Annotated in this window: 17 protein-coding genes; 12 read left to right on the top strand and 5 right to left on the bottom strand. The window is 64.4% G+C overall.

The features are described 5' to 3' along the window. Positions 1-188 precede the first annotated feature (188 nt). Positions 189-791: a heme ABC exporter ATP-binding protein CcmA gene (gene ccmA, locus IVA91_RS30090; protein WP_247281255.1), complete on the bottom strand. Its 603-nt coding sequence runs from the start codon at positions 789-791 to the stop codon at positions 189-191. 240 nt (positions 792-1031) lie between these two features. Here ccmA and acnA point away from each other — a divergent pair, with 240 nt between their 5' ends. The 3 genes from acnA to IVA91_RS30075 all read left to right on the top strand — a co-directional run bounded on the left by acnA (position 1032) and on the right by IVA91_RS30075 (position 5730). Continuing rightward, on the top strand, positions 1032-3752 hold the full coding sequence (gene acnA / locus IVA91_RS30085; RefSeq protein WP_247281254.1) for an aconitate hydratase AcnA: 2721 nt from the start codon (positions 1032-1034) through the stop codon (positions 3750-3752). A gap of 232 nt (positions 3753-3984) precedes the next feature. After that, complete coding sequence (locus IVA91_RS30080; protein ID WP_247281253.1) at positions 3985-4761, top strand: DUF1223 domain-containing protein; 777 nt, start codon at positions 3985-3987, stop codon at positions 4759-4761. Positions 4762-5358: 597 nt separating this feature from the next. Further along, on the top strand, positions 5359-5730 hold the full coding sequence (locus IVA91_RS30075; RefSeq protein WP_247281252.1) for a DUF2794 domain-containing protein: 372 nt from the start codon (positions 5359-5361) through the stop codon (positions 5728-5730). A 25-nt stretch (positions 5731-5755) separates the two neighbouring features. On the opposite strand, the gene IVA91_RS30070 is transcribed toward IVA91_RS30075, so the two are convergent. The 4 genes from IVA91_RS30070 to IVA91_RS30055 all read right to left on the bottom strand — a co-directional run bounded on the left by IVA91_RS30070 (position 5756) and on the right by IVA91_RS30055 (position 10967). Next, positions 5756-6286 carry a GNAT family N-acetyltransferase gene (locus IVA91_RS30070; protein ID WP_247281251.1) on the bottom strand — a complete coding sequence of 177 codons (531 nt, stop codon included), beginning with the start codon at positions 6284-6286 and terminating at the stop codon, positions 5756-5758. A gap of 330 nt (positions 6287-6616) precedes the next feature. Beyond that, positions 6617-7408: a Bax inhibitor-1/YccA family protein gene (locus IVA91_RS30065; RefSeq protein ID WP_247281250.1), complete on the bottom strand. Its 792-nt coding sequence runs from the start codon at positions 7406-7408 to the stop codon at positions 6617-6619. 269 nt (positions 7409-7677) lie between these two features. Continuing rightward, positions 7678-10248, bottom strand: a complete 2571-nt coding sequence (locus IVA91_RS30060; protein WP_247281249.1) for an FtsX-like permease family protein — start codon at positions 10246-10248, stop codon at positions 7678-7680. Then, entirely contained in the window at positions 10245-10967 is a 723-nt protein-coding gene (locus IVA91_RS30055; RefSeq protein WP_247281248.1) for an ABC transporter ATP-binding protein, read from the bottom strand. The genes IVA91_RS30060 and IVA91_RS30055 overlap by 4 nt, the downstream gene beginning before the upstream one ends. A gap of 55 nt (positions 10968-11022) precedes the next feature. On the opposite strand from IVA91_RS30055, the gene IVA91_RS30050 reads away from it, so the two are divergent. The 9 genes from IVA91_RS30050 to odhB all read left to right on the top strand — a co-directional run bounded on the left by IVA91_RS30050 (position 11023) and on the right by odhB (position 22267). Further along, positions 11023-11658, top strand: a complete 636-nt coding sequence (locus IVA91_RS30050) for an arylesterase (RefSeq protein ID WP_247281247.1) — start codon at positions 11023-11025, stop codon at positions 11656-11658. A 174-nt stretch (positions 11659-11832) separates the two neighbouring features. Continuing rightward, a complete protein-coding gene (gene thpR, locus IVA91_RS30045; protein ID WP_091893084.1) occupies positions 11833-12369 on the top strand; it encodes an RNA 2',3'-cyclic phosphodiesterase in 537 nt (178 codons plus the stop codon). A gap of 171 nt (positions 12370-12540) precedes the next feature. Continuing rightward, on the top strand, positions 12541-13725 hold the full coding sequence (gene zapE / locus IVA91_RS30040) for a cell division protein ZapE (protein WP_247281246.1): 1185 nt from the start codon (positions 12541-12543) through the stop codon (positions 13723-13725). A 249-nt stretch (positions 13726-13974) separates the two neighbouring features. Continuing rightward, a complete protein-coding gene (gene mdh / locus IVA91_RS30035) occupies positions 13975-14943 on the top strand; it encodes a malate dehydrogenase (RefSeq protein ID WP_247281245.1) in 969 nt (322 codons plus the stop codon). Positions 14944-15152: 209 nt separating this feature from the next. Next, positions 15153-16349 (top strand): ADP-forming succinate--CoA ligase subunit beta, encoded by a 1197-nt coding sequence (gene sucC / locus IVA91_RS30030; RefSeq protein ID WP_247281244.1) that lies wholly within the window; start codon positions 15153-15155, stop codon positions 16347-16349. 4 nt (positions 16350-16353) lie between these two features. Continuing rightward, on the top strand, positions 16354-16833 hold the full coding sequence (locus tag IVA91_RS30025) for a DUF1579 family protein (RefSeq protein WP_247281243.1): 480 nt from the start codon (positions 16354-16356) through the stop codon (positions 16831-16833). A 33-nt stretch (positions 16834-16866) separates the two neighbouring features. Then, the gene (gene sucD / locus IVA91_RS30020; RefSeq protein ID WP_247281242.1) at positions 16867-17751 is read left to right on the top strand and encodes a succinate--CoA ligase subunit alpha; all 885 of its coding nucleotides are present in this window, start codon (positions 16867-16869) and stop codon (positions 17749-17751) included. A 136-nt stretch (positions 17752-17887) separates the two neighbouring features. Then, positions 17888-20845, top strand: a complete 2958-nt coding sequence (locus tag IVA91_RS30015; RefSeq protein ID WP_247281241.1) for a 2-oxoglutarate dehydrogenase E1 component — start codon at positions 17888-17890, stop codon at positions 20843-20845. Positions 20846-21022: 177 nt separating this feature from the next. Then, a complete protein-coding gene (gene odhB, locus IVA91_RS30010; RefSeq protein ID WP_247459919.1) occupies positions 21023-22267 on the top strand; it encodes a 2-oxoglutarate dehydrogenase complex dihydrolipoyllysine-residue succinyltransferase in 1245 nt (414 codons plus the stop codon). The last annotated feature ends 1 nt before the right edge of the window (position 22268 follow it).

Here is a 22268-nt window from a genome sequence, read left to right as displayed (position 1 = left end):
GGAGGGGGGTAGCCCCGGGCGGGATGCTCGTCGGAAGCGAACTGCGGGCAACAGAGCGCTCGCCACTTCAACGCTAGAACCGAAAGGCCGCGCCGTGTGGCACCCCCCTCCCGGACCCTCCCCCACAAGGGGGGAGGGAATGGAGAGAGCCGTGCCCAGCCGCTCGGAAAGCTGAGGGTCGGGTCCGATCACGCCATACCCCCGATCCGCAGCTCGCGCGAGTCGATCCCCAGCGGGGCGTGGGTGGCGGCGATGATGAGGCCGCCGCTTGCCAAGTGCTCTCGCATCAATCCGGAAAACATGTTCTGACCGCCGGCATCCAGCGCCGTGGTCGGCTCGTCCAGCAGCCAGACCGGGCGGCGCACCGTCAGCAGCCGGGCCAATGACAACCGGCGGCGCTGGCCCGCGGAGAGGAAGGCGGCCGGCAGGTGGGTGGCGTGGTCGAGGCCGACCTTGGTGAGGCTCTCGGCGGCATCGCAGCGCTCGCCGCCGAGAAAATCAGCCCAGAATGCCAGATTTTCCGTCACACTCAGCGCCGGCTTCAGTGCATCGCGATCGCCGAGATAATGGCACTGCTCCGGCAGCGTCAGCTCGCCATCGCCCCCGTCCAGCGCGATCGTCCCGCCGGCCGGAATGAGCAGGCCGGCGATCAGCCGCAGCAGCGAAGTCTTGCCCGATCCGTTGCGGCCGACGACCGCCAGGGCTTCGCCCGAGGCGGCCGCAAAATCGAGGCTGGCGAACACCTCGCGTCCGCCCCGCACGCATCTGAGTCCGCTGCCGGAAAGCCGCATCTCGCTTCGTTTCAACCCGCTCAAAGCCGGGCCTCAGGAAATCTTGGGGTAGCGCATGGGAATTTTTGGCTCGCGAATTGCTGCGGCACGATTGTGGCTGTGGCGGCGCGGTTAGAAAGCTTCTATAAGCCCGGAACTACTTGATGCAGCAACTCAACCTGCCCCTGCAAGCGGCCCAGCCTGATACGCTGACGGTGTTAAAATACCCTGCCGGGTATAACTAGCAATTGGGATTCCTACATGACCTCGCTCGACAGCTTCAAATGCAAAAAGACCCTCAAGGTCGGCGCCAAGACCTATGTCTATTACAGCCTGCCCACGGCCGAGAAGAATGGTCTGAAGGGAATTTCGAAACTTCCCTATTCGATGAAGGTCCTGCTCGAGAACCTGCTGCGCAACGAGGACGGCCGCTCGGTCAAGAAAGAAGACATCGTCGCCGTCTCGAAATGGCTGCGCAAGAAGTCGCTGGAGCATGAGATCGCATTCCGCCCGGCGCGCGTCCTGATGCAGGACTTCACCGGCGTGCCCGCGGTGGTCGACCTCGCCGCGATGCGCAACGCGATGCAGAAGCTCGGCGGCGAGCCGGAGAAGATCAATCCGCTGGTCCCCGTCGATCTCGTCATCGACCATTCCGTGATCGTGAACTTCTTCGGCGACAACAAGGCTTTCGGCAAGAACGTCACCGAGGAATACAAGCAGAATCAGGAGCGCTATGAGTTCCTGAAGTGGGGCCAGAAGGCGTTCTCGAACTTCTCCGTCGTGCCGCCCGGCACCGGCATCTGCCACCAGGTCAATCTGGAATATCTGGCCCAGACGGTCTGGACCAAGAAGGAAAAGATGACGGTCGGCAAGAAGACCGGCACCTTCGAGGTCGCTTATCCCGACTCGCTGGTCGGCACCGATTCCCACACCACCATGGTCAACGGCCTGGCCGTGCTCGGCTGGGGCGTCGGCGGCATCGAGGCGGAAGCCTGCATGCTCGGCCAGCCGCTGTCGATGCTGCTGCCCAACGTCGTCGGCTTCAAGCTGAAGGGCGCGCTGAAGGAGGGCGTCACCGCGACCGACCTTGTGCTGACCGTGACGCAGATGCTGCGCAAGCTCGGCGTCGTCGGCAAGTTCGTCGAGTTCTTCGGCCCCGGTCTCGACCATCTCTCCGTCGCCGACAAGGCGACCATCGCCAACATGGCCCCTGAGTATGGCGCGACCTGCGGCTTCTTCCCGGTCGACGCCGCCGCGCTCGACTATCTCAAGACCTCCGGCCGGGCCTCGGCGCGCGTTGCGCTGGTGCAGGCCTATGCGAAGGCGCAAGGGCTCTTCCGCACCGCCAAATCGCCCGACCCGCTGTTCACGGAAACGCTGACGCTCGACCTCGGCGACGTCGTGCCGTCGCTGGCCGGCCCGAAGCGCCCCGAAGGCCGCATTGCGCTGCCCACGGTCGCGGAAGGCTTTTCGCTCGCGCTCAGCAGCGAGTACAAGAAGGCCGAGGAGCCTGCGAAGCGCTTCCCCGTCGAAGGCAAGAATTTCGATCTCGGCCATGGCGACGTCGTGATCGCCGCGATCACCTCGTGCACCAACACCTCGAATCCGAGCGTCCTGATCGGGGCCGGCCTGCTCGCACGCAATGCGGCAGCGAAGGGCCTCAAGGCGAAGCCGTGGGTGAAGACCTCGCTTGCCCCGGGCAGCCAGGTAGTCGCGGAATATCTCGCCAATTCCGGCCTTCAGGCCGACCTCGACAAGGTCGGCTTCAACCTGGTCGGCTTCGGCTGCACCACCTGCATCGGCAATTCCGGTCCGCTGCCGGAGGAGATCTCGAAGTCGATCAACGACAACGGCATCGTCGCGGCCGCCGTGCTCTCCGGCAACCGCAATTTCGAGGGCCGCGTCTCGCCGGACGTGCAGGCGAACTATCTGGCCTCGCCGCCGCTGGTCGTCGCCTACGCGCTCGCGGGCAGCGTGACCAAGAACCTCGCCACCGAGCCGCTCGGCGAAGGCAAGGACGGCAAGGCGGTGTACCTGAAGGACATCTGGCCGACGACGAAAGAAATCAACGCCTTCATGAAGAGGTTCGTGACCGCGTCGATCTTCAAGAAGAAGTATGCCGACGTGTTCAAGGGCGACACCAACTGGCGCAAGATCAAGACGGTCGAGAGCGAGACCTATCGCTGGAACATGAGCTCGACCTACGTGCAGAACCCGCCATATTTCGACGGCATGAAGAAGGAGCCGGAGCCGGTCACCGACATCGTCGAGGCGCGCATCCTCGCCATGTTCGGCCACAAGATCACCACCGACCACATCTCGCCGGCCGGCTCGATCAAGCTCACCTCGCCCGCGGGCAAATATCTCAGCGAGCACCAGGTGCGCCCTGCCGACTTCAACCAGTACGGCACGCGCCGCGGCAACCACGAAGTCATGATGCGCGGCACCTTCGCCAACATTCGCATCAAGAACTTCATGCTGAAGGGCGCCGACGGCAACATTCCGGAAGGCGGTCTGACCAAGCACTGGCCCGACGGCGAGCAGATGTCGATCTACGACGCCGCGATGAAGTACCAGGAAGAGAAGGTGCCGCTGGTGGTGTTCGCCGGCGCCGAATATGGCAACGGCTCCTCGCGCGACTGGGCCGCAAAGGGCACGCGCCTGCTCGGCGTTCGCGCGGTGATTTGCCAGAGCTTCGAGCGCATCCACCGCTCGAACTTGGTCGGCATGGGCGTGCTGCCGCTGACCTTCGAGGAGGGCACCTCGTGGCAGTCGCTGGGTCTCAAGGGCGACGAGAAGGTCACGCTGCGCGGCCTCGTCGGCGACCTCAAGCCGCGCCAGAAGCTGACCGCCGAGATCGTCTCCGGCGACGGTTCATTGCAGCGCGTTTCGCTGCTTTGCCGCATCGATACGCTGGACGAGCTCGACTACTACCGCAACGGCGGCATTCTGCACTACGTGCTGCGCAAGCTCGCGGCCTAAGCGCGGATTTGTGAACGATGGCTCACTGCGAAGTGAGTAGAAGCCTGAACGAAGGCGGCCTATCAAAAGGCCGCCTTCGCGCGTTTGCGGCACGTTTCGGATGGGCCCGGCCGGTGGAAAACCTCCTCCTGGACGGTTGCCTGGAAGGACGAATGTGCCGCGCCCCGTAAGACTACGGTGACCATCAGGCGATAAGATTCCCTCTCACAAGCAATGGTGTGCGGCGTTCGACATGACAACAATGACGGCTTCTCATCCGGTTTCACGTTGGTCCAGTGCCCTCTGGTCGGGTGCTCTCGGCATCTGTGCGATCGTCGCCGTCATCCGCCCCGCCGAGGCTGATCCCCGCGCCGTTGTCGAATTGTTTACCTCGCAGGGTTGCTCGTCCTGTCCGCCCGCCGACAAGATCATCGGCGATCTGTCCAAAGATCCCTCGGTCATCGCGTTGAGCATGCCGATCGACTATTGGGACTATCTCGGCTGGAAGGACACGCTGGCGGATTCACGCTTCTCTGCACGGCAGCGTGCCTACTCGCGCGTGCGCGGCGACCGTGAGGTCTACACGCCGCAGGTCGTCGTCAATGGCTCGACCCATGTCATCGGCAGCGATCGGACCGGCATCGAGAATGCAATCGGTAAGACCGACAAGGGCACGGGAGTGATGAGCGTGCCGGTGACGATGTCGCTTGCGGGCAAGCAGATCAACGTCTCGGTGGCCGGGAGCAACGAGCCCACGGTCTCGCATGGCGAGGTCTGGATCTGCTCGATCGCCAAGTCGGTGCCCATCACGATCACCCGCGGCGAAAATCGCGGACAGCAGGTCACCTATCACAACGTCGTACGCAACCTGCTGAAGGTCGGCGACTGGACCGGCCGTCCGGAAAGCTGGACGGTGCCGATCGAGAATCTCACGCGCGATGGCGTCGACGGCGCGGTGGTCTATGTCCAGGATGGCAGCCGAGAGAAGCCGGGCCCGATGCTGGGCGCGGCGTACACGTCGCTGCACTGATTTCTTGGCGTCGTACTCTGCTTTCAATCCTCATGGTGAGGAGCGCGCCCTTGCGCGCGTCTCGAACCATGAAAGGCCCCCCGCTGATGCAATGGGCCTCCATCCTTCGAGACGCCGCGCAAGAGCGCGGCCTTCAGGATGAGGAGAGACAGCTTTTGTGCGGATCATAGAGTGCGAATCAGAGACAAGTTCGCAGGACCAGGAACATCCCGATCCAAACAAAAAAGGACCAACTTGCGTTGGCCCTCCTTGCCGTGCGTACAGACCCGATCCTGTCGACCCCGGGGGGCTGGGGGCTGAGGAATCCGGAACCGAAGGACCGGGTCAACGCACGTAAGTCTTTTCGCAATGCAGGGCGGCAGTCGCTAGGCGGAAAAGCGGCGATACTATGATTCCTGCTAACGATGCCGTGACGGTTTGCCGCGACAGAGTTCCACCGCTGCGTGTGTTCGGATCCGCAACCGATTCCATTGGTTGAGCAAGGGAGCCCCTTGCGGCGCGGTACGGTTGGCGCGATCATGCAATTGTCATGAGCGCAGTTCCCGGGACGGTCTTCGGGGATGCGGGGTCATGTCGCGCGATCAGGAGGCGCTTCCCATGAGTCTGATGTCGGAGGATGCCGCTCCGAGCGAGCAGCGCGCGGCGACGCGCCCCGCCGCTGCGACGCCGCTGCCGAACCGGGTGACGTTCAACCGCCTCGAACTGCACCGGATTCTCAATCTCTATGGCCGCATGGTCGCCGACGGCGAGTGGCGCGACTACGCCATCGACTTCCTGAAGGACCGCGCCGTGTTCTCGGTCTATCGCCGCGCCTCGGAAGTGCCGATCTATCGCATCGAGAAGGACCCGCGGCTCGCGCGCAAGCAGGGCATGTACAGCGTGATCTCGGCGACCGGCCTGATCCTGCGCCGCGGTCACGAGCTCGAGCGCGTGCTGCTGGTGATCGATCGCAAGCTGGCGGTGGTGTAGGCGGCGTCGGGTGGGCGCAACGCGCCTACTTCCCCGGCACCGTGCTTGCACCCTCGCCGAGGGCGCGCTGCATCATCACCGTATCGAGCCAGCGGCCGAATTTCAGCCCGACATTGGGATGCGTGCCGATCATCTTGAAGCCGCTCTTGGCGTGAACGCCGATCGAGCCGGCATTGGCGGAATCGCCGATCACCGCGATCATCTGCCGAAAGCCGCGCGCCTCGCATTCGGTGATCAGCCGCTCCAGCAGCAGAGAGCCGACACCGCGGCGGTGGAACGAGGGATCGAGATAGATCGAATTCTCCACCGTGAAGCGGTAGGCCGGCCGCGGCCGGTAGGCACCGGCATAGGCATAGCCGGCGACGCGACGATCAAGGATCGCCACGAAATAGGGATAGCCGCCGTCGATCAGTGCGCGATAGCGGCGCGTCATCTCGGCAACATCGGGCGGCTCCAACTCGAACGTCGCGGTGCCCTCGCGGACGGCCTGCTGGTAAATGGCGGTGATGGCGGGAAGATCGGCCTCGAGCGCGGGCCTGATTTCGGGTGCGGACATGGCGGCAAGATTAGAGCCTTCCCGCGGCCGCTGGAAGAGGGCAGGGCTGCTTCCCAGCCGTCATTGCAGGCGCAGCAGCCTCGATCTTCTCCGCTGTCATGCCCCGCCTAGTGCGCAATTGCGCACGGGGGCGGGGCATCCAGTACGCCGCGGCTCCTCGGCTTATCACGAACGTCTCTGGATACTGGATCGCCCGCCGGAGCCCGTCATCGGGCCCGCCAAAGGCGAGACCCGGTGGCGGGCGACGACACCGGGTATGTGACGACATCTGCCCCAAACAAAAACCCCGGCCTTTCGGCCGGGGCTGATGTCGTTCTCTCAGCCTATCGCTTAATCGCGCTGGCCGAGGAGCTGCAACAGCAGCGTGAACAGGTTGATGAAGTTCAGGTACAGCGATAGCGCGCCGGTGATGGCCGCACGCTCTGCGATGTCACCGCCGGCCGAGGCGTAGCCGTAGATGTAGTCGTTCTTCAGCCGCTGGGTATCCCAGGCGGTGAGGCCCGCAAACACCAGCACGCCGACCACCGACACGATGAACTGCAGCATCGAGCTCGCCAGGAACAGGTTGACCAGGCTCGCGATGACGATGCCGATCAGGCCCATGAACAGGAACGAGCCCATGCCAGTCAGGTCACGCTTGGTGGTGTAGCCGTAGAGGCTCAGCGCACCGAAGGTGGCTGCGGTGATGAAGAACACCCGCACGATCGAGGTGTGCGTGAACACCAGGAAGATCGACGACAGCGAGATGCCCATCAGCGCCGAGAAAACCCAGAACAGGATCTGGGCAGTCGAGGGTGCCAGACGGTTGATGCCCGCCGAGATCACGAACACCATCGCGAGCGGCGCCAGCATGAACAGCCACTTCAGGGGGCTCACGAACATCGCGTAGCCGAACGGCGTCAGGAACAGCTTGCCGACGCGGACGGCTTCCGGCGTCGGGACATCCGTCACGGCGGCCATGTAGACGCCGAGCGCCGCCAGGCCCGTGATGGCCAGGCCAATGCTCATGTAATTGTAGATGCGCAGCATATAGGCGCGCAGGCCGGCATCGACCGTCGCGGCGTCAACACGCCCGGCGGCCCTGCCGAAAGGAGAAGCGTAGTTACGGTCTAGGTCCGACATGGTCGAATTCCCGTTGGTTGGTCCGGTCCGGCACGAGGGTCGCCATGCCGCCGGTTCGTCAGTTCTATCTCGGATACCGATGCCAGCCGACTAAATTCTGGCTCACAATCGGGGCTCCGAACCCACTCGATATGTGGGAAACTAACACATTCACCGCAACCGTCCACGCGCGGCCGAATGTCGCCCTCGGCCACAATCCTGACGGGAGGACGTGGTTAACCGCAGGAATCGTGCGATTCCGCTCCCGCGCGGTCAGCCGCTACCTTTTGTCACAAATTCCGCAACACCGTCGCGGGCTTTTTGTTCAATGCCAGCAACGTGCCGGCGAGCCCGAGCCCGACCGTGACGACGAGCGCGGCCGCGACCACGCCGGCCGCGCTGCCGGCCTGCCAGACGAAACTCAGCGTCATCAGCCGCGTCACGATCATCCAGGCCGCGATGCTGCCGGCGATCACGCCGAACAAGGCGGTGGCGAGCCCGATCAGGAGGTATTCGAGTGCATAGGCGCCGAGCAGCCGCAGCCGCGTCGCGCCCAGCGTCTTCAGGATCACCGCATCATAGACCCGGTGGCGATGACCAGCGGCGAGCGCCCCGCCGAGCACCAGGATCGCCGAGATCAGGGTCACGGCGCTGGCGCCGCGGATCGCCAGCGCCAGGTTGGTCACCACCGAGCCGACCGTCTCCATCACCTCGCGCACGCGCACGCTGGTCACCATCGGATAGGCATCCGCCACCTGCTTGATGATCTGGCCGTCGCCCGCAGCATTGCCGTCGGCTTCAGTCAACGTTGCGATATGGGTATGCGGCGCGCCCTTGAAGGCGTTGGGCGAGAACACAAGGACGAAGTTGATACCGAGGCCCTGCCAGTCGATGGTGCGCAGATTGCCGATTTTAGCCGGGATGTCGCGGCCGAGCACGTTGACCACGACCTCGTCGCCAAGCTTGAGGCCGAGACCGTCAGCAATCTTCTTTTCCATCGAGACCAGCGGCGGGCCGGAATAGTCGGCGCTCCACCATTCGCCCTCGACCACCTTGGAACCCTTCGGCAGCTCGCCGGTGTAGGTCAGGCCACGGTCGCTCTGCAGCACCCATTCGGAATCGGTGGAGGGCTTGAGCTCCTCGGCGCGCAACCCGCGCGCGCCGACGATGCGGCCGCGCAGCATCGGCACGTCCTCGACCTTGGCGCCGGGAGCGATCTGGCGCAGATAACCGTCGAACTGCTCGGCTTGCGCGCTCGGGATGTCGATGAAGAAGAACGATGGCGCCTGATCGGGGAGCGCGGCCAGAAACTGCCGACGCAAATTGCCGTCGATCTGGGTGATGGTGACAAGCACGGCGAGCCCGAGCCCCAGCGACAGCACGACGGACGGCGTCAGCGCGCCCGGCCGGTGGATGTTGGCGATGGCGAGCCGCAGCATCGGCAGCTGCGTTCGCGGCAGCCGCCGAGCGATGGCCATCAGCAAGGCGGCGATGCCGCGCAGCAGGGCGAACACGACGATGGAGGACGCCACGAACACCGCGGCGATGCGCTTGTCGAATGAGAGACCGATCACGACGGCAACGAGCAGGACGATCACAACGCCCATGAACACGAGGTAGCCCAGGCGCGGCCGGTGCCATTCGGAGCTGATGGTGTCGCGGAACAGCGCGGCCACGGGCACGTCGTGGACGCGGCCGAGCGGCCAGAGGCCGAAGGCCAGCGCGGTGAGCAGGCCATAGATGAAGGACAACGCGAGCTCGTCGGCATGCACGGCCGGCACGACCGGCAGCGGCAACAGCTTGCCGAACAGGCCGACGATGGCGAAGGGCATCGCGGCGCCGAGCGCAAGGCCGATCGCCGAGCCGATCGCAGCGAGCAGGATCACCTGCGCGAGATAGATGCCGAACACGTCGCGGCCCGTGGCGCCGACGGCTTTGAAGGCCGCGATCACCTCGAGCTTCCGGTCGATATGACTCTTCACGGCATTGGCAACCCCGACGCCGCCGACCAGCAGCGCGGCGAGCCCGACCAGCGTTAGGAATTGGGTGAAACGATTGATGTTGCGCTCGAGCTGCGGCGAGGCGTTGGAGCGGCTGCGGATCTCCCAGCCGGCCTGCGGCGCGGCATTGCGCGCATCGGTGATGAAAGTCTCGGTGGCGCGTTCGTTGTTGGCGGCGTCAGGCAGCTTCACCCGGTAGACCCAGCGAACCAGGCTGCCCGGCTGGATCAGGCCGGTGGCGTGCAGGCCCGCCTCGCTGATCAGGAAGCGCGGGCCGAAGCCGATGCCGCCGGCGAGCTTGTCCGGTTCGGCCTCGACGGTGCTGCGGATCTCGAACGTCGCCGAGCCGATGGTGACGCGGTCGCCGGTCTTGAGCGACAGCCGCGCCAGCAGCGTCGGATCGGCGGCAGCGCCGAACGCGCCGTCGCGCATCGCCAGCAGCTCGGACATCGGCAGCGGCGGCGCAAGTTTCAGCTGGCCGAGCATCGGATAGCTGTCGTCGACCGCCTTCATCTCGACCAGCGCCAGCTTGCCGTCCGTCGAGCGCGCCATGCCGCGCAAGGTCGCGGCGGTCGACACGGTGCCGCGCGAGCGCAGGAAGGCGACTTCTTCCGGCTTGGCCTCGCGCTGGAACAGCACGAACGAAACGTCGCCGCCGAGCAGGGTGCGGCCTTCGCGGGCAAGACCGTCGGAGAGGCTCGCCGAGACCGAGCCGACGCCGGCGATCGCCATCACGCCGAGCGCGATGCAGGCGATGAAGACGTAGAAGCCGCGCAGGCCGCCGCGCAATTCGCGCAATGCGTAGCGCAGCGAGAGCGCGACGCCATTAGGCCTCGCCAACGGTTCGGCAGCCGTGCTCATGCCGGCGCAGTCTGGGTGTCGATGCGCCCGGAGCGCAGGCGGATCACGCGATCGCAGCGGTGCGCGAGCGAGGAATCGTGCGTGACCAGCACCAGCGTCATGCCGCGCTCGGCATGCTTGCTGAACAGGAGATCGACGATCTGCTGTCCGGTGGCCTCATCCAGATTGCCGGTCGGCTCGTCGGCGACGAGGATGGCGGGATCGGGCGCCAGCGCGCGCGCGAGCGCAACGCGCTGCTGCTCGCCGCCGGAAAGCTGCGTCGGATAATGATGCAATCGATCGCCGAGCCCGACCGATTGCAGCTCCTGCGCCGCACGCCTGGCGGCGTCCGGATTGCCGGCGAGCTCGAGCGGCACCGCAACGTTCTCCAGCGCCGTCATGGTCGGGATCAGATGGAAGGATTGGAAGACGATGCCGACCTGGCGGCCGCGGAAGCGGGCCAGCGCGTCCTCGTCGAGGGCATTGAAAGGCGTACCATTGACCACCACCTCTCCGCTATCAGGACGCTCCAGCCCGGCCATCACCATCAGCAGCGTGGATTTGCCCGAGCCTGACGGGCCGATCAGGCCGATCGTTTCGCTGCGGCCCACACGCAGGCTGATATCCTTGAGGATGTGAACGCGTGCCGCACCCGTGCCCAATGAGAGATTGACGTTGGAGATGGCGATGGTGTCCGGCGCGGTGCCGGCGAGCGAAGAGGTTTCGATGCGAGTGTCCATGGTCCGGTCATATGGCAACTCCGCTGGCGCGGTCGAGAGGCGTTACGGATTGTTCATGCACATAGCCGTGTTGATGCTCGCTTTGATGACGGTCGTCACGACGGCTTCGGCCGGGGGGCAGAAGCCGATCAAGCTCGTCGTGCTGGGCGATTCCTTGAGCGCTGGTCTCGGCCTGCCGGCCCAGGAGGCATTCCCGACGAAACTCCAAAAAGCCTTGCAAGCCAAAGGCATAACGGTCGACATGGTCAATGCCGGGGTGTCCGGCGACACCTCCTCCGGCGGCCGCGATCGGCTGGACTGGTCGGTGCCTGAAGGAACCGAGGGCGTCATCGTCGAACTCGGCGCCAACGACGCGTTGCGGGGCATCGATCCCGATTTGACGCGCGCCGCGCTCAGCGACATCATCCAGCGGCTCAAGGGACGCAAGATCGCGGTGATGCTGTGCGGCATGCTGGCGCCGCCGAATTACGGCGCAGATTATGCCGCGCGCTTCAATTCGATTTATCCGGATCTGGCGAAGAAATTCGACGTGCCGCTCTATCCGTTCTTTCTCGACGCCGTCGCCGCCGACGCCAAGCTCAACCAAGCCGACGGCATCCATCCGACCGCGGGCGGCGTCGACATCATCGTCGACAGGATCATGCCTACGGTGGAGGCATTCATTGGCACGATCGCTGAGCAACGGCGTTGAAAAGCAGGCAATGCTAACCGTAATTCCCAGGGTTTTACCGGGGTGAGGTTGGCCAAGCTTCGCAGAGTCACACAACTGCGATAGGAATCAGGGTACCGGTGATTCGTCGCCGGCTCTAATTTGGATACCGTCCTTGCCTTGAGGGCTGTACCCAAGCATCGGGAGTGCGAAACGATGCCGCGTTTGTTCACGGGTCTGGAAATTCCGGCCGAGATCGGCCAGTCGCTTTCCAACTTGAGGGGCGGCCTTCCCGGCGCCCGCTGGATCGATCCCGAAAATTATCACGTCACCTTGCGCTTCATCGGCGATATCGACGGTGTCTCCGCCAACGAGATCGCCTCGATGCTGTTTCGCGTCGACCGCAAGCCGTTCGAGGTGAAGGTGCAGGGCCTCACGAGTTTTGGCGGCCGCAAACCGCGGGCAGTCGTTGCGACGATCGCGCCGAGCAAGCCGCTGATGGAATTGCAGGCCGAGCTCGAACGGATGATGCAGCGGATCGGTCTCGACCCTGAAGGCCGCAAGTTCATCCCGCATGTCACGCTGGCCCGGCTGCACGACGCCTCCGATCGCGACGTTGCCGACTATCTCTCGCTGCGCGGCTACTTCCCGAGCAAGGCGTTCATGGCGGAGCGTTTTGTTCTCTTCTCATCCCGCGCCTCCACCGGCGGCGGCCCGTATGTCGTCGAGGACGCCTACGAGCTGTGTGCGTAGGTCGCTCTTGTGCCCCGGCCGTAGAGCCGGGGCCCCGCGCTCCGCGTTGAACGAAATTTGGCGATGAACGAAACAGTGGGTCCCGGCCCAGCGCGTCCGGGACACGAATCCGCATACCCCGTCCACCAATTCACGGCTTGCAATTTCCGTCCTTCTCTGGCGGAAAGGGCCATGCTCTCGACCCCCAGTTCCTCATTCCGCGAAGCCTATCAAGCCCAGATCGCCTCCGGGGCGATCGAGCCTGATGCCGCGCAGGCCGAAATCGCCGAAGCCTATGCAGCGCTCGACCAGCGGCTCGCGGCTTACAAGCCCGCGCGCAAGCAGGGTCTGCTCAGCCGCCTGTTCAGCAGCGACAAGGACGAGGCGCCGCGCGGACTCTACATCCATGGCGAGGTCGGCCGCGGCAAGACCATGCTGATGGACCTGTTCTTTCAGCATTCCTCGGTCGAGCACAAGCGCCGCGCGCATTTCCACGAGTTCATGGCGGAGGCGCATGAGCGCATCTACGATTATCGCCAGAGCATCGCGCGCGGCGAGATCGCCGACGGCGACGTCATCGCGCTAACCGCGAGTGCGATCTTCGAGGAGAGCTGGCTGCTCTGCTTCGACGAATTCCACGTCACCGACATCGCCGACGCGATGATCCTCGGCCGTCTGTTCGCAAAATTGTTCGAGCTCGGCACCGTCGTGGTCGCGACCTCGAACGTCGCGCCCGACGATCTCTACAAGGGCGGCCTGAACCGGTCGCTGTTCCTGCCCTTCATCAAGCAGATCACCGATCACATGGACGTTGCGCGGCTCGACGCGCGCACCGATTTCCGCCTGGAGAAGCTTCAGGGCGTGCCGATGTGGCTGACACCGGCAGATGCCGATGCGGATGCCGCGCTCGACCGCGCCTGGTCGAAGATGAGCGGCGGCGCCAGATGCAAGCCGCGCGACATCTCAATCAAGGGACGCATCCTGCACGTACCATGCTCGGCCCATGGCATCGCGCGATTCTCGTTCGCCGATCTCTGCGAGAAGCCGCTTGGGGCATCGGACTACCTCAGGCTCGCGCAGGACTATCACACCATCCTGGTCGACCATATTCCAGTGATGGACGTCTCTCAGCGCAACGCCGCCAAGCGCTTCATCACGCTGATCGACACGCTCTATGACAATGCGGTGAAGCTGATGGCCTCGGCCGATGCCAACCCGATCGCGCTGTACCTTGCGACCGAAGGCAACGAGGCCAACGAGTTCAACCGGACCGCGTCACGCCTGATCGAGATGAGCTCGGAATCCTATCTGGCGTTGCCTCACGGCCGCAAAGATTCCACCGCCAGCGGCTCGACCAAGGGTCTGGTAGAGACTTAAGTCCTATTTCTATCCTCCGGTCATTCCGGGGCGCGCGCCAGCGCGAACCCGGAATCTCGCGCTACAATTTCGAGATTCCGGGTTCGCCCGCGCAATGGCGCAGGCGCCCCGGAATGACGGCTTAGAGGCTGCTGGCCGGAATCGCGGCAAGCTCGACAATTGGGCATCCACCGACTTGAACGGGGGAGGCGAAAGGGATAACCACCCGTCTCAGTTTTCCCTCCTTACGTGTCTAAAGGACAGGCTCACATGGCGCGCGACAAGATTGCTTTGATTGGCTCCGGTCAGATCGGCGGAACGCTGGCTCACCTCATCGGCCTGAAAGAACTGGGCGACGTCGTGATGTTCGACATCGCCGAGGGTGTGCCGCAGGGCAAGGCGCTCGACATTGCGCAGTCCTCCCCGGTCGACGGTTTTGACGCGCATTATGCCGGTGCGAACTCCTACGAGGCGCTCGACAACGCAAAGGTCTGCATCGTCACCGCCGGCGTGCCGCGCAAGCCCGGCATGAGCCGCGACGACCTCCTCTCCATCAACCTCAAGGTCATGGAGCAGGTCGGCGCCGGCATCAAGAAGTACGCCCCCGACGCCTTCGTCATCTGCATCACCAACCCGCTCGACGCGATGGTCTGGGCACTGCAGAAGGCCTCGGGCTTGCCGCACAAGAAGGTCGTCGGCATGGCCGGCGTGCTGGATTCGGCACGCTTCCGCTACTTCCTGGCCGATGAGTTCAACGTCTCCGTCGAGGACGTCACCGCCTTCGTGCTCGGCGGCCATGGCGACACCATGGTGCCGCTGGTGAAGTACTCCACCGTCGCCGGCATCCCGCTGCCCGACCTCGTCAAGATGGGCTGGACCTCGCAGGCGCGTCTCGACGAGATCGTCGACCGCACCCGCAACGGCGGCGCCGAGATCGTCAATCTGCTCAAGACCGGCTCGGCCTTCTACGCCCCGGCGGCGTCCGCGATCGCCATGGCCGAGAGCTATCTGAAGGACAAGAAGCGTGTGCTGCCCTGCGCCGCCTACCTGAACGGCGAGTACAGCGTGAAGGATATGTATGTCGGCGTGCCCGTCGTGATCGGCTCCAAGGGCGTCGAGCGTGTGGTCGAGATCGAACTCGCCGGCAAGGACCGCGAGGCCTTCGACAAGTCGGTCGGCGCGGTGCAGGGCCTCGTCGCCGCCTGCAAGAAGATCGCCCCCGATCTTCTCGGCCGCTAAGCGCCAGCAATTCCCGCCGAAGTCCGAAAACCGGTCTTCGGCGGTTCCGTTTCCGGGGCCCGCGCATCGTGCCGGGCTTTCCGGTTCGGCAGTCCAGAGATCTCGAAGTCAAAGAATCCGGGTTGCAGTTCCTGTGGTATATGGTATGCCAGCCACAAGACTGAGGTGGGCCCTTGAGGTCACCGCCCGCGGGTTCAGGGAGCGACCATATGAATATTCATGAGTACCAGGCCAAAGCGCTGCTGAATGAGTTCGGCGTGCCAATTTCCAAGGGCGTGCCCGTCCTCAAGCCGGCCGACGCGGAAGCCGCCGCCAAGGCGCTGCCGGGTCCGGTCTGGGTCGTGAAGAGCCAGATCCATGCCGGCGGCCGCGGTAAAGGCAAATTCAAGGAAGCCAGCGCCGGCGACAAGGGCGGCGTCCGCATCGCCAAGTCGGCCGCCGAGGTCTCCGAATTCGCCAAGCAGATGCTGGGCGCGACGCTGGTGACCGTGCAAACCGGTCCCGCCGGCAAGCAGGTCAACCGCCTCTACATCGAGGACGGCTCCGACATCGACAAGGAATTCTACCTCTCGATCCTGGTCGATCGCGAGACCTCGCGCGTCTCCTTCGTGGTGTCGACCGAGGGCGGCGTCAACATCGAGGAGGTCGCGCACAACAGCCCTGAGAAGATCGTCACCTTCTCGGTCGATCCCGCGACCGGCGTCATGGGCCATCACGGCCGCACGGTGGCGAAGGCGCTGAAGCTATCAGGCGATCTCGCCAAGCAGGCCGAAAAGCTCACCGCGCAGCTCTACGCCGCCTTCGTCGCCAAGGACATGTCGATGCTGGAGATCAACCCGCTGGTCGTGACCAAGCAGGGCCAGCTCCGCGTGCTCGACGCCAAGGTCTCGTTCGACGACAACGCGCTGTTCCGTCATCCCGAGGTGCTCGCCCTGCGCGACGAGACCGAGGAAGATGCCAAGGAAATCGAGGCGTCGAAATACGACCTGAACTACGTCACCCTCGACGGCAACATCGGCTGCATGGTCAACGGCGCCGGTCTCGCCATGGCGACGATGGACATCATCAAGCTCTACGGCATGTCGCCGGCCAACTTCCTCGACGTCGGCGGCAGCGCCAGCAAGGAGAAGGTCGCGGCCGCCTTCAAGATCATCACCGCGGACCCCAACGTGAAGGGCATTCTGGTCAACATCTTCGGCGGCATCATGAAGTGCGACGTGATCGCCGAGGGCGTCACAGCCGCCGTCCGCGAGGTCGGTCTCAGCGTGCCGCTGGTGGTGCGCCTCGAAGGCACCAATGTCGAGCTCGGCAAGAAGATCATCCGTGAATCCGGCCTGAATGTGGTGCCGGCCGACAATCTCGACGACGCCGCGCAGAAGATCGTGAAGGCCGTCAAGGGAGGCTAAGGTCATGGCCCAGGACCATCTCGCCGCATCATCTCCGCTCCCCGAGCACGCGCGCCTCGCCGCGTTTGCCGGCGAATGGGATGGTGAAGAGATGGTCTTCCCGTCGCGCTGGACGGAGGGCGGACCGGCCACCTCTCACGTCGTCGCGCGGTTGGAGCTCAACGGGTTCTATCTGATCCAGGACTCGGTCCAGATGCGCGACGGCAAGCAGGTCTTCGCCACTCACGGCATCTTCACCTACGACCGCGACGATCGGACCTACAAATTGTTCTGGTACGACTCGCTCGGCTACACGCCGCCCTCGCCCGCCTCCGGCGGCTGGGTCGGCAAGACCCTGACGCTGGTGCGCGGCTCGCTCCGCGGCAATGCGCGCCACGTCTACGAGATCATCGACGACAATTCCTATTCGTTGAAGATCCAGTTCTCGCCGGACGCGGAAGGCTGGGCCGACGTGCTCACCGGCGTCTACCGCCGCATCCACTGACCTCTCACTCGTTAGTTCGCGAAAGCAGACCTCATGTCCATCCTGATCGACAAGAACACCAAGGTCATCTGCCAGGGCTTTACCGGCAAGAACGGCACCTTCCATTCCGAGGCCGCGATTGCCTATGGCACCAAGATGGTCGGCGGCACCTCGCCGGGTAAAGGCGGCGCGACGCATCTGGGCCTGCCGGTGTTCGATACCGTGCGCGAGGCGCGTGAGAAGACCGGCGCCGATGCGTCGGTGATCTACGTGCCCCCGCCGGGCGCGGCGGACGCGATCTGCGAAGCCATCGATGCCGAGATTCCGCTGATCGTCTGCATCACCGAAGGCATTCCGGTCGTCGACATGGTGCGGGTGAAGCGCTCGCTGATCGGTTCCAAGTCGCGCCTGATCGGGCCGAACTGCCCGGGCGTCATGACCGCGGGCGAGTGCAAGATCGGCATCATGCCGGCCAACATCTTCAAGACCGGCAGCGTCGGCATCGTCTCCCGCTCCGGCACTTTGACCTATGAAGCCGTGTTCCAGACCTCCCAGGAGGGCCTCGGCCAGACCACTGCCGTCGGCATCGGCGGCGACCCGGTTAAGGGAACCGAGTTCATCGACGTGCTGGAAATGCTGCTCGCCGATCCCAAGACCGAGTCGATCATCATGATCGGCGAGATCGGCGGTTCCGCCGAGGAGGACGCCGCCCAGTTCCTCAAGGACGAGGCCAAGCGCGGCCGCAACAAGCCGATGGTCGGCTTCATTGCCGGTGTCACCGCACCTCCCGGCCGCCGGATGGGCCACGCCGGCGCGATCATCTCGGGCGGCAAGGGCGACGCCGGTTCCAAGACCGAAGCGATGAAATCGGCCGGAATCCTGGTCTCTCCGTCGCCCGCACGCCTTGGTCATACGCTTGCCGAAAAGTTGAAGGGGTAATTCACTTCTTCGTATTTTTCCGGGCGAAGTTTCGCAGCAAATAGGGTAAAGGGTGCCTGTCGCGCCGAGCCTCTGCCGGGAGCTCGGCGCCAGCGCCGTTTGTTATGCGCGAACCGAAATCGCCAGGAACTCCAGTATGTCTCGCCAGGACGCGAACGCAGCCTTTGCCCTCTCATCCTTTTTGCAGGGCACCAACGCCACCTACATCGACGAAATCTACGCCCGCTACCAGAAGGATCCGTCCTCGGTCGACCCCGAGTGGCAGGAGTTCTTCAAGAGCCTGAATGACCAGCCCGGCGACATCAGCAAGAACGCCGAAGGTCCTTCCTGGGAGCGCGCCAACTGGCCGCTGACCCCGCAAGACGAGCTGACCTCCGCTCTCGACGGCAACTGGGCCGAGGTCGAGAAATCGGTCGGCAACAAGATCGCCGCCAAGGCGCAGGCCAAGGGGGGCGGCCTATCTTCCGCCGACCTGCTCCAGGCCACGCGCGACTCCGTCCGCGCCCTGATGCTGATCCGCTCCTACCGCATGCGCGGCCACTTCCATGCCAAGCTCGATCCGCTCGGCATCGAAGCCCCGCGCAATCGCGAAGAGCTCGACCCGCGCACCTACGGCTTCAGCGAAGCCGATTTCGACCGCAAGATCTTCCTCGATCACGTGCTCGGTCTCGAATACGGCACGCTGCGCGAGATCACCGCGATCTGCGAGCGCACCTACTGCCAGACCCTCGGCGTCGAGTTCATGCACATCAGCAATGCCGCGCAGAAGGCCTGGATCCAGGAGCGCATCGAGGGGCCGGACAAGGAGATCTCGTTCACCCGCGAAGGTCGCCGCGCCATCCTGATGAAACTGATCGAAGCCGAAGGCTTCGAGAAATTCTGCGACACCAAGTTCACCGGCACCAAGCGCTTCGGCCTCGACGGCGGTGAATCGCTGATTCCCGCGCTGGAGCAGATCATCAAGCGTGGCGGCAATCTCGGCGTGAAGGAGATCGTGCTGGGCATGCCGCATCGCGGCCGCCTCAACGTGCTGACCCAGGTGATGGGCAAGCCGCACCGTGCACTGTTCCACGAATTCAAGGGCGGCTCGGCCAATCCCGATGCAGTCGAAGGCTCCGGGGACGTCAAGTATCACCTCGGCGCCTCCTCGGACCGCGAGTTCGACGGCAACCGCATCCACCTGTCGCTGACGGCGAACCCCTCGCATCTCGAGATCGTCGATCCCGTCGTGCTCGGCAAGGTCCGCGCCAAGCAGGACCAGCACGGCGATCCGCCGGATATGCGCATCTCCGTCATGCCGCTGCTGATGCACGGCGACGCGGCGTTCGCTGGCCAAGGTGTCGTTGCCGAATGCTTCGGTCTGTCGGACCTGAAGGGCTACCGCACCGGCGGCTCCGTGCACTTCATCGTCAACAACCAGATCGGCTTCACCACCTATCCGCGTTACTCGCGCTCGTCGCCCTACCCGTCAGACGTGGCGAAGATGATCGATGCGCCGATCTTCCACGTGAACGGCGACGATCCGGAAGCGGTCGTGTTCGCGGCCAAGGTTGCTACCGAGTTCCGGCAGAAATTCCACAAGCCCGTCGTTATCGACATGTTCTGCTACCGCAGGCATGGCCATAACGAGGGCGACGAGCCGGCCTTCACCCAGCCGGTGATGTACAAGAGGATTGCCGCCCATCCCTCGACGCTGGAGCTCTACTCGCGGCGTCTGATCAGCGAAGGCGTGATCACCGAGGGCGAGGTCGACAAGGCCAAGGCCGACTGGCGCGCCCGGCTCGATGCCGAGTTCGAGGCCGGCACGTCCTACAAGCCGAACAAGGCCGACTGGCTCGACGGCAAATGGGCGGGCTTCAAGATCGCCGACCAGGAAGAGGATGCGCGCCGCGGCGTCACCGGCGTCGACCTGCCAATCCTCAAAGACATCGGCCGGAAGATCACCAAGGTGCCGGACGGCTTCCGGGTCCACCGCACCATTCAGCGTTTTCTGGAAAATCGCGCCAGGGCGATCGAGAACGGCGTCGGCATCGACTGGGCGACCGGCGAGGCGCTGGCGTTCTGCACGCTGCTTCACGAACACCATCACGTCCGCCTGTCCGGACAGGATTCCGAGCGCGGCACGTTCTCGCAGCGTCACTCCGTCCTGATCGACCAGGAAGACGAGAGCCGCTACACGCCGTTCAACCATCTGGGCACCGAGCAGGGCCATTACGAGGTCATCAACTCGCTGCTGTCTGAAGAGGCCGTGCTCGGCTTCGAATACGGCTATTCGCTCGCGGAGCCGAACACGCTGACGCTGTGGGAAGCCCAGTTCGGCGACTTCGCCAACGGCGCGCAGGTCGTGTTCGACCAGTTCATCTCCTCGGGCGAGCGCAAATGGCTGCGCATGTCCGGTCTCGTCTGCCTCTTGCCGCATGGCTATGAGGGCCAGGGACCGGAGCACTCCTCGGCACGTCTCGAGCGTTATTTGCAGATGTGCGCCGAAGACAACATGCAGGTGGTCTATCCGACCACGCCGGCGAACTACTTCCACGTGCTGCGGCGTCAGCTCCACCGCGAGATCCGCAAGCCGCTGATCATGATGACGCCGAAATCGCTGCTGCGCCACAAGCGGGCGGTGTCGCGTCTCGAGGAGCTGGCGAAGGGCACGACTTTCCACCGCATCCTCTATGATGACGCCCAGATGCTGCCGAACGAGGCGATCAAGCTCGTCCCTGACGACAAGATCCGCCGCATCGTGCTCTGCTCCGGCAAGGTCTATTACGACCTCTATGAGGAGCGCGAGAAACGCGGAATCGACGACATCTATCTGATGCGCGTCGAGCAGCTCTATCCGGTGCCGCTGAAGGCGCTGGTGGCCGAGCTGTCTCGCTTCAAGAAGGCCGAAGTGATCTGGTGCCAGGAAGAGCCCCGCAACATGGGAGCCTGGCACTTCATCGAGCCCTATCTGGAATGGGTGCTGAACCAGGTGAACGGCGCGAGCCGGCGTCCGCGTTATGTCGGTCGTGCCGCCTCGGCCGCGACCGCCACGGGTCTGATGTCCAAGCATCAGGCGCAGCTGAAGGCGTTCCTGGACGAAGCACTGAGCTGAACTTTTTGAACTGTGTCATGCCCCGCCTCGTGCGCGACTGCGTACTGGGGTGGGGCATCCAGTACGCCGTGTCGTCCGTGCAGCATACGCACGCCCGGTTTGCTGGCTGGCTTGCTTTTCGCAGGCGATGACATCCGCACTTATGACCGCATTGGCGATCTCCTTAAGGAAAAGACCATGACTGAAATTCGTGTGCCGACGCTCGGCGAATCCGTCACCGAGGCCACCATCGGCCGCTGGTTCAAGAAGGCCGGCGACCCCGTCGCCGTGGACGAGCCCTTGGTGGAGCTCGAGACCGACAAGGTCACCATCGAGGTCCCGGCGCCCTCCGCCGGCACGCTGAGCGAGATCATCGCCGCCGATGGCGCGACCGTTGCAGTCGGTGCGCTGCTCGGTCAGATCACGGAAGGCGCAGGTGCTGCAAAGCTGGCCGCTGCTGCCGCGAAGCCCGCCGCTGCTGCTCCTGCGGCCGCTGCCGCCGCTCCTGCAGCAGCCTCGGCCGCGAAAGCGCCGCCGGCCGATGCGCCGCTCGCCCCCTCGGTGCGCAAGCTGTCGGCCGAGACCGGCATCGATGCCTCGACCGTTCCGGGCTCCGGCAAGGACGGCCGCGTCACCAAGGGCGACATGCTCGCCGCGATCGAGCGTGCGGCGTCCGCGCCGACCCCGGTCAACCAACCCGCCGCCGCCGTGCAGGTGCGCGCGCCGTCGCCGGCCGATGACGCCGCCCGCGAAGAGCGCGTCAAGATGACCCGCCTGCGCCAGACCATCGCGCGCCGCCTCAAGGACGTGCAAAACACCGCCGCCATGCTCACGACCTTCAACGAGGTCGACATGACCAACGTCATGGCGCTGCGTGCCCATTACAAGGATGCGTTCGAGAAGAAGCATGGCGCCAAGCTCGGCTTCATGGGCTTCTTCACTAAGGCCGTCGTGCAGGCGCTGAAGGACATTCCCGCCGTCAACGCCGAGATCGACGGCACCGACCTGATCTACAAGAACTACTACCACGTCGGCGTCGCCGTCGGCACCGACAAGGGTCTCGTCGTGCCCGTGGTGCGCGACTGCGACCACAAGTCGATCTCCGACATCGAGAAGAGCATCGCCGATTTCGGCCGCCGTGCCCGCGACGGCCAGCTCAAGATCGACGAGATGCAGGGCGGCACCTTCACCATCACCAATGGCGGCATCTACGGCTCGCTGATGTCGACCCCGATCCTGAACGCGCCGCAGTCCGGCATTTTGGGCATGCACAAGATCCAGGAGCGGCCGATGGTCGTCGGCGGCAAGATCGAGGTCCGCCCGATGATGTATCTGGCGCTGTCCTACGATCACCGCGTCATCGACGGCAAGGAAGCCGTGACCTTCCTGGTCCGCGTCAAGGAGAGCCTGGAAGATCCGGCACGCCTGGTGCTCGATCTCTGAT

This window comes from Bradyrhizobium sp. 153 (assembly GCF_023073835.1).
Taxonomy (GTDB): Bacteria; Pseudomonadota; Alphaproteobacteria; order Rhizobiales; family Xanthobacteraceae; genus Bradyrhizobium.
Note: the sequence above shows the minus strand (reverse complement) of the source record. Positions and strands in the feature narration are given on the sequence as shown.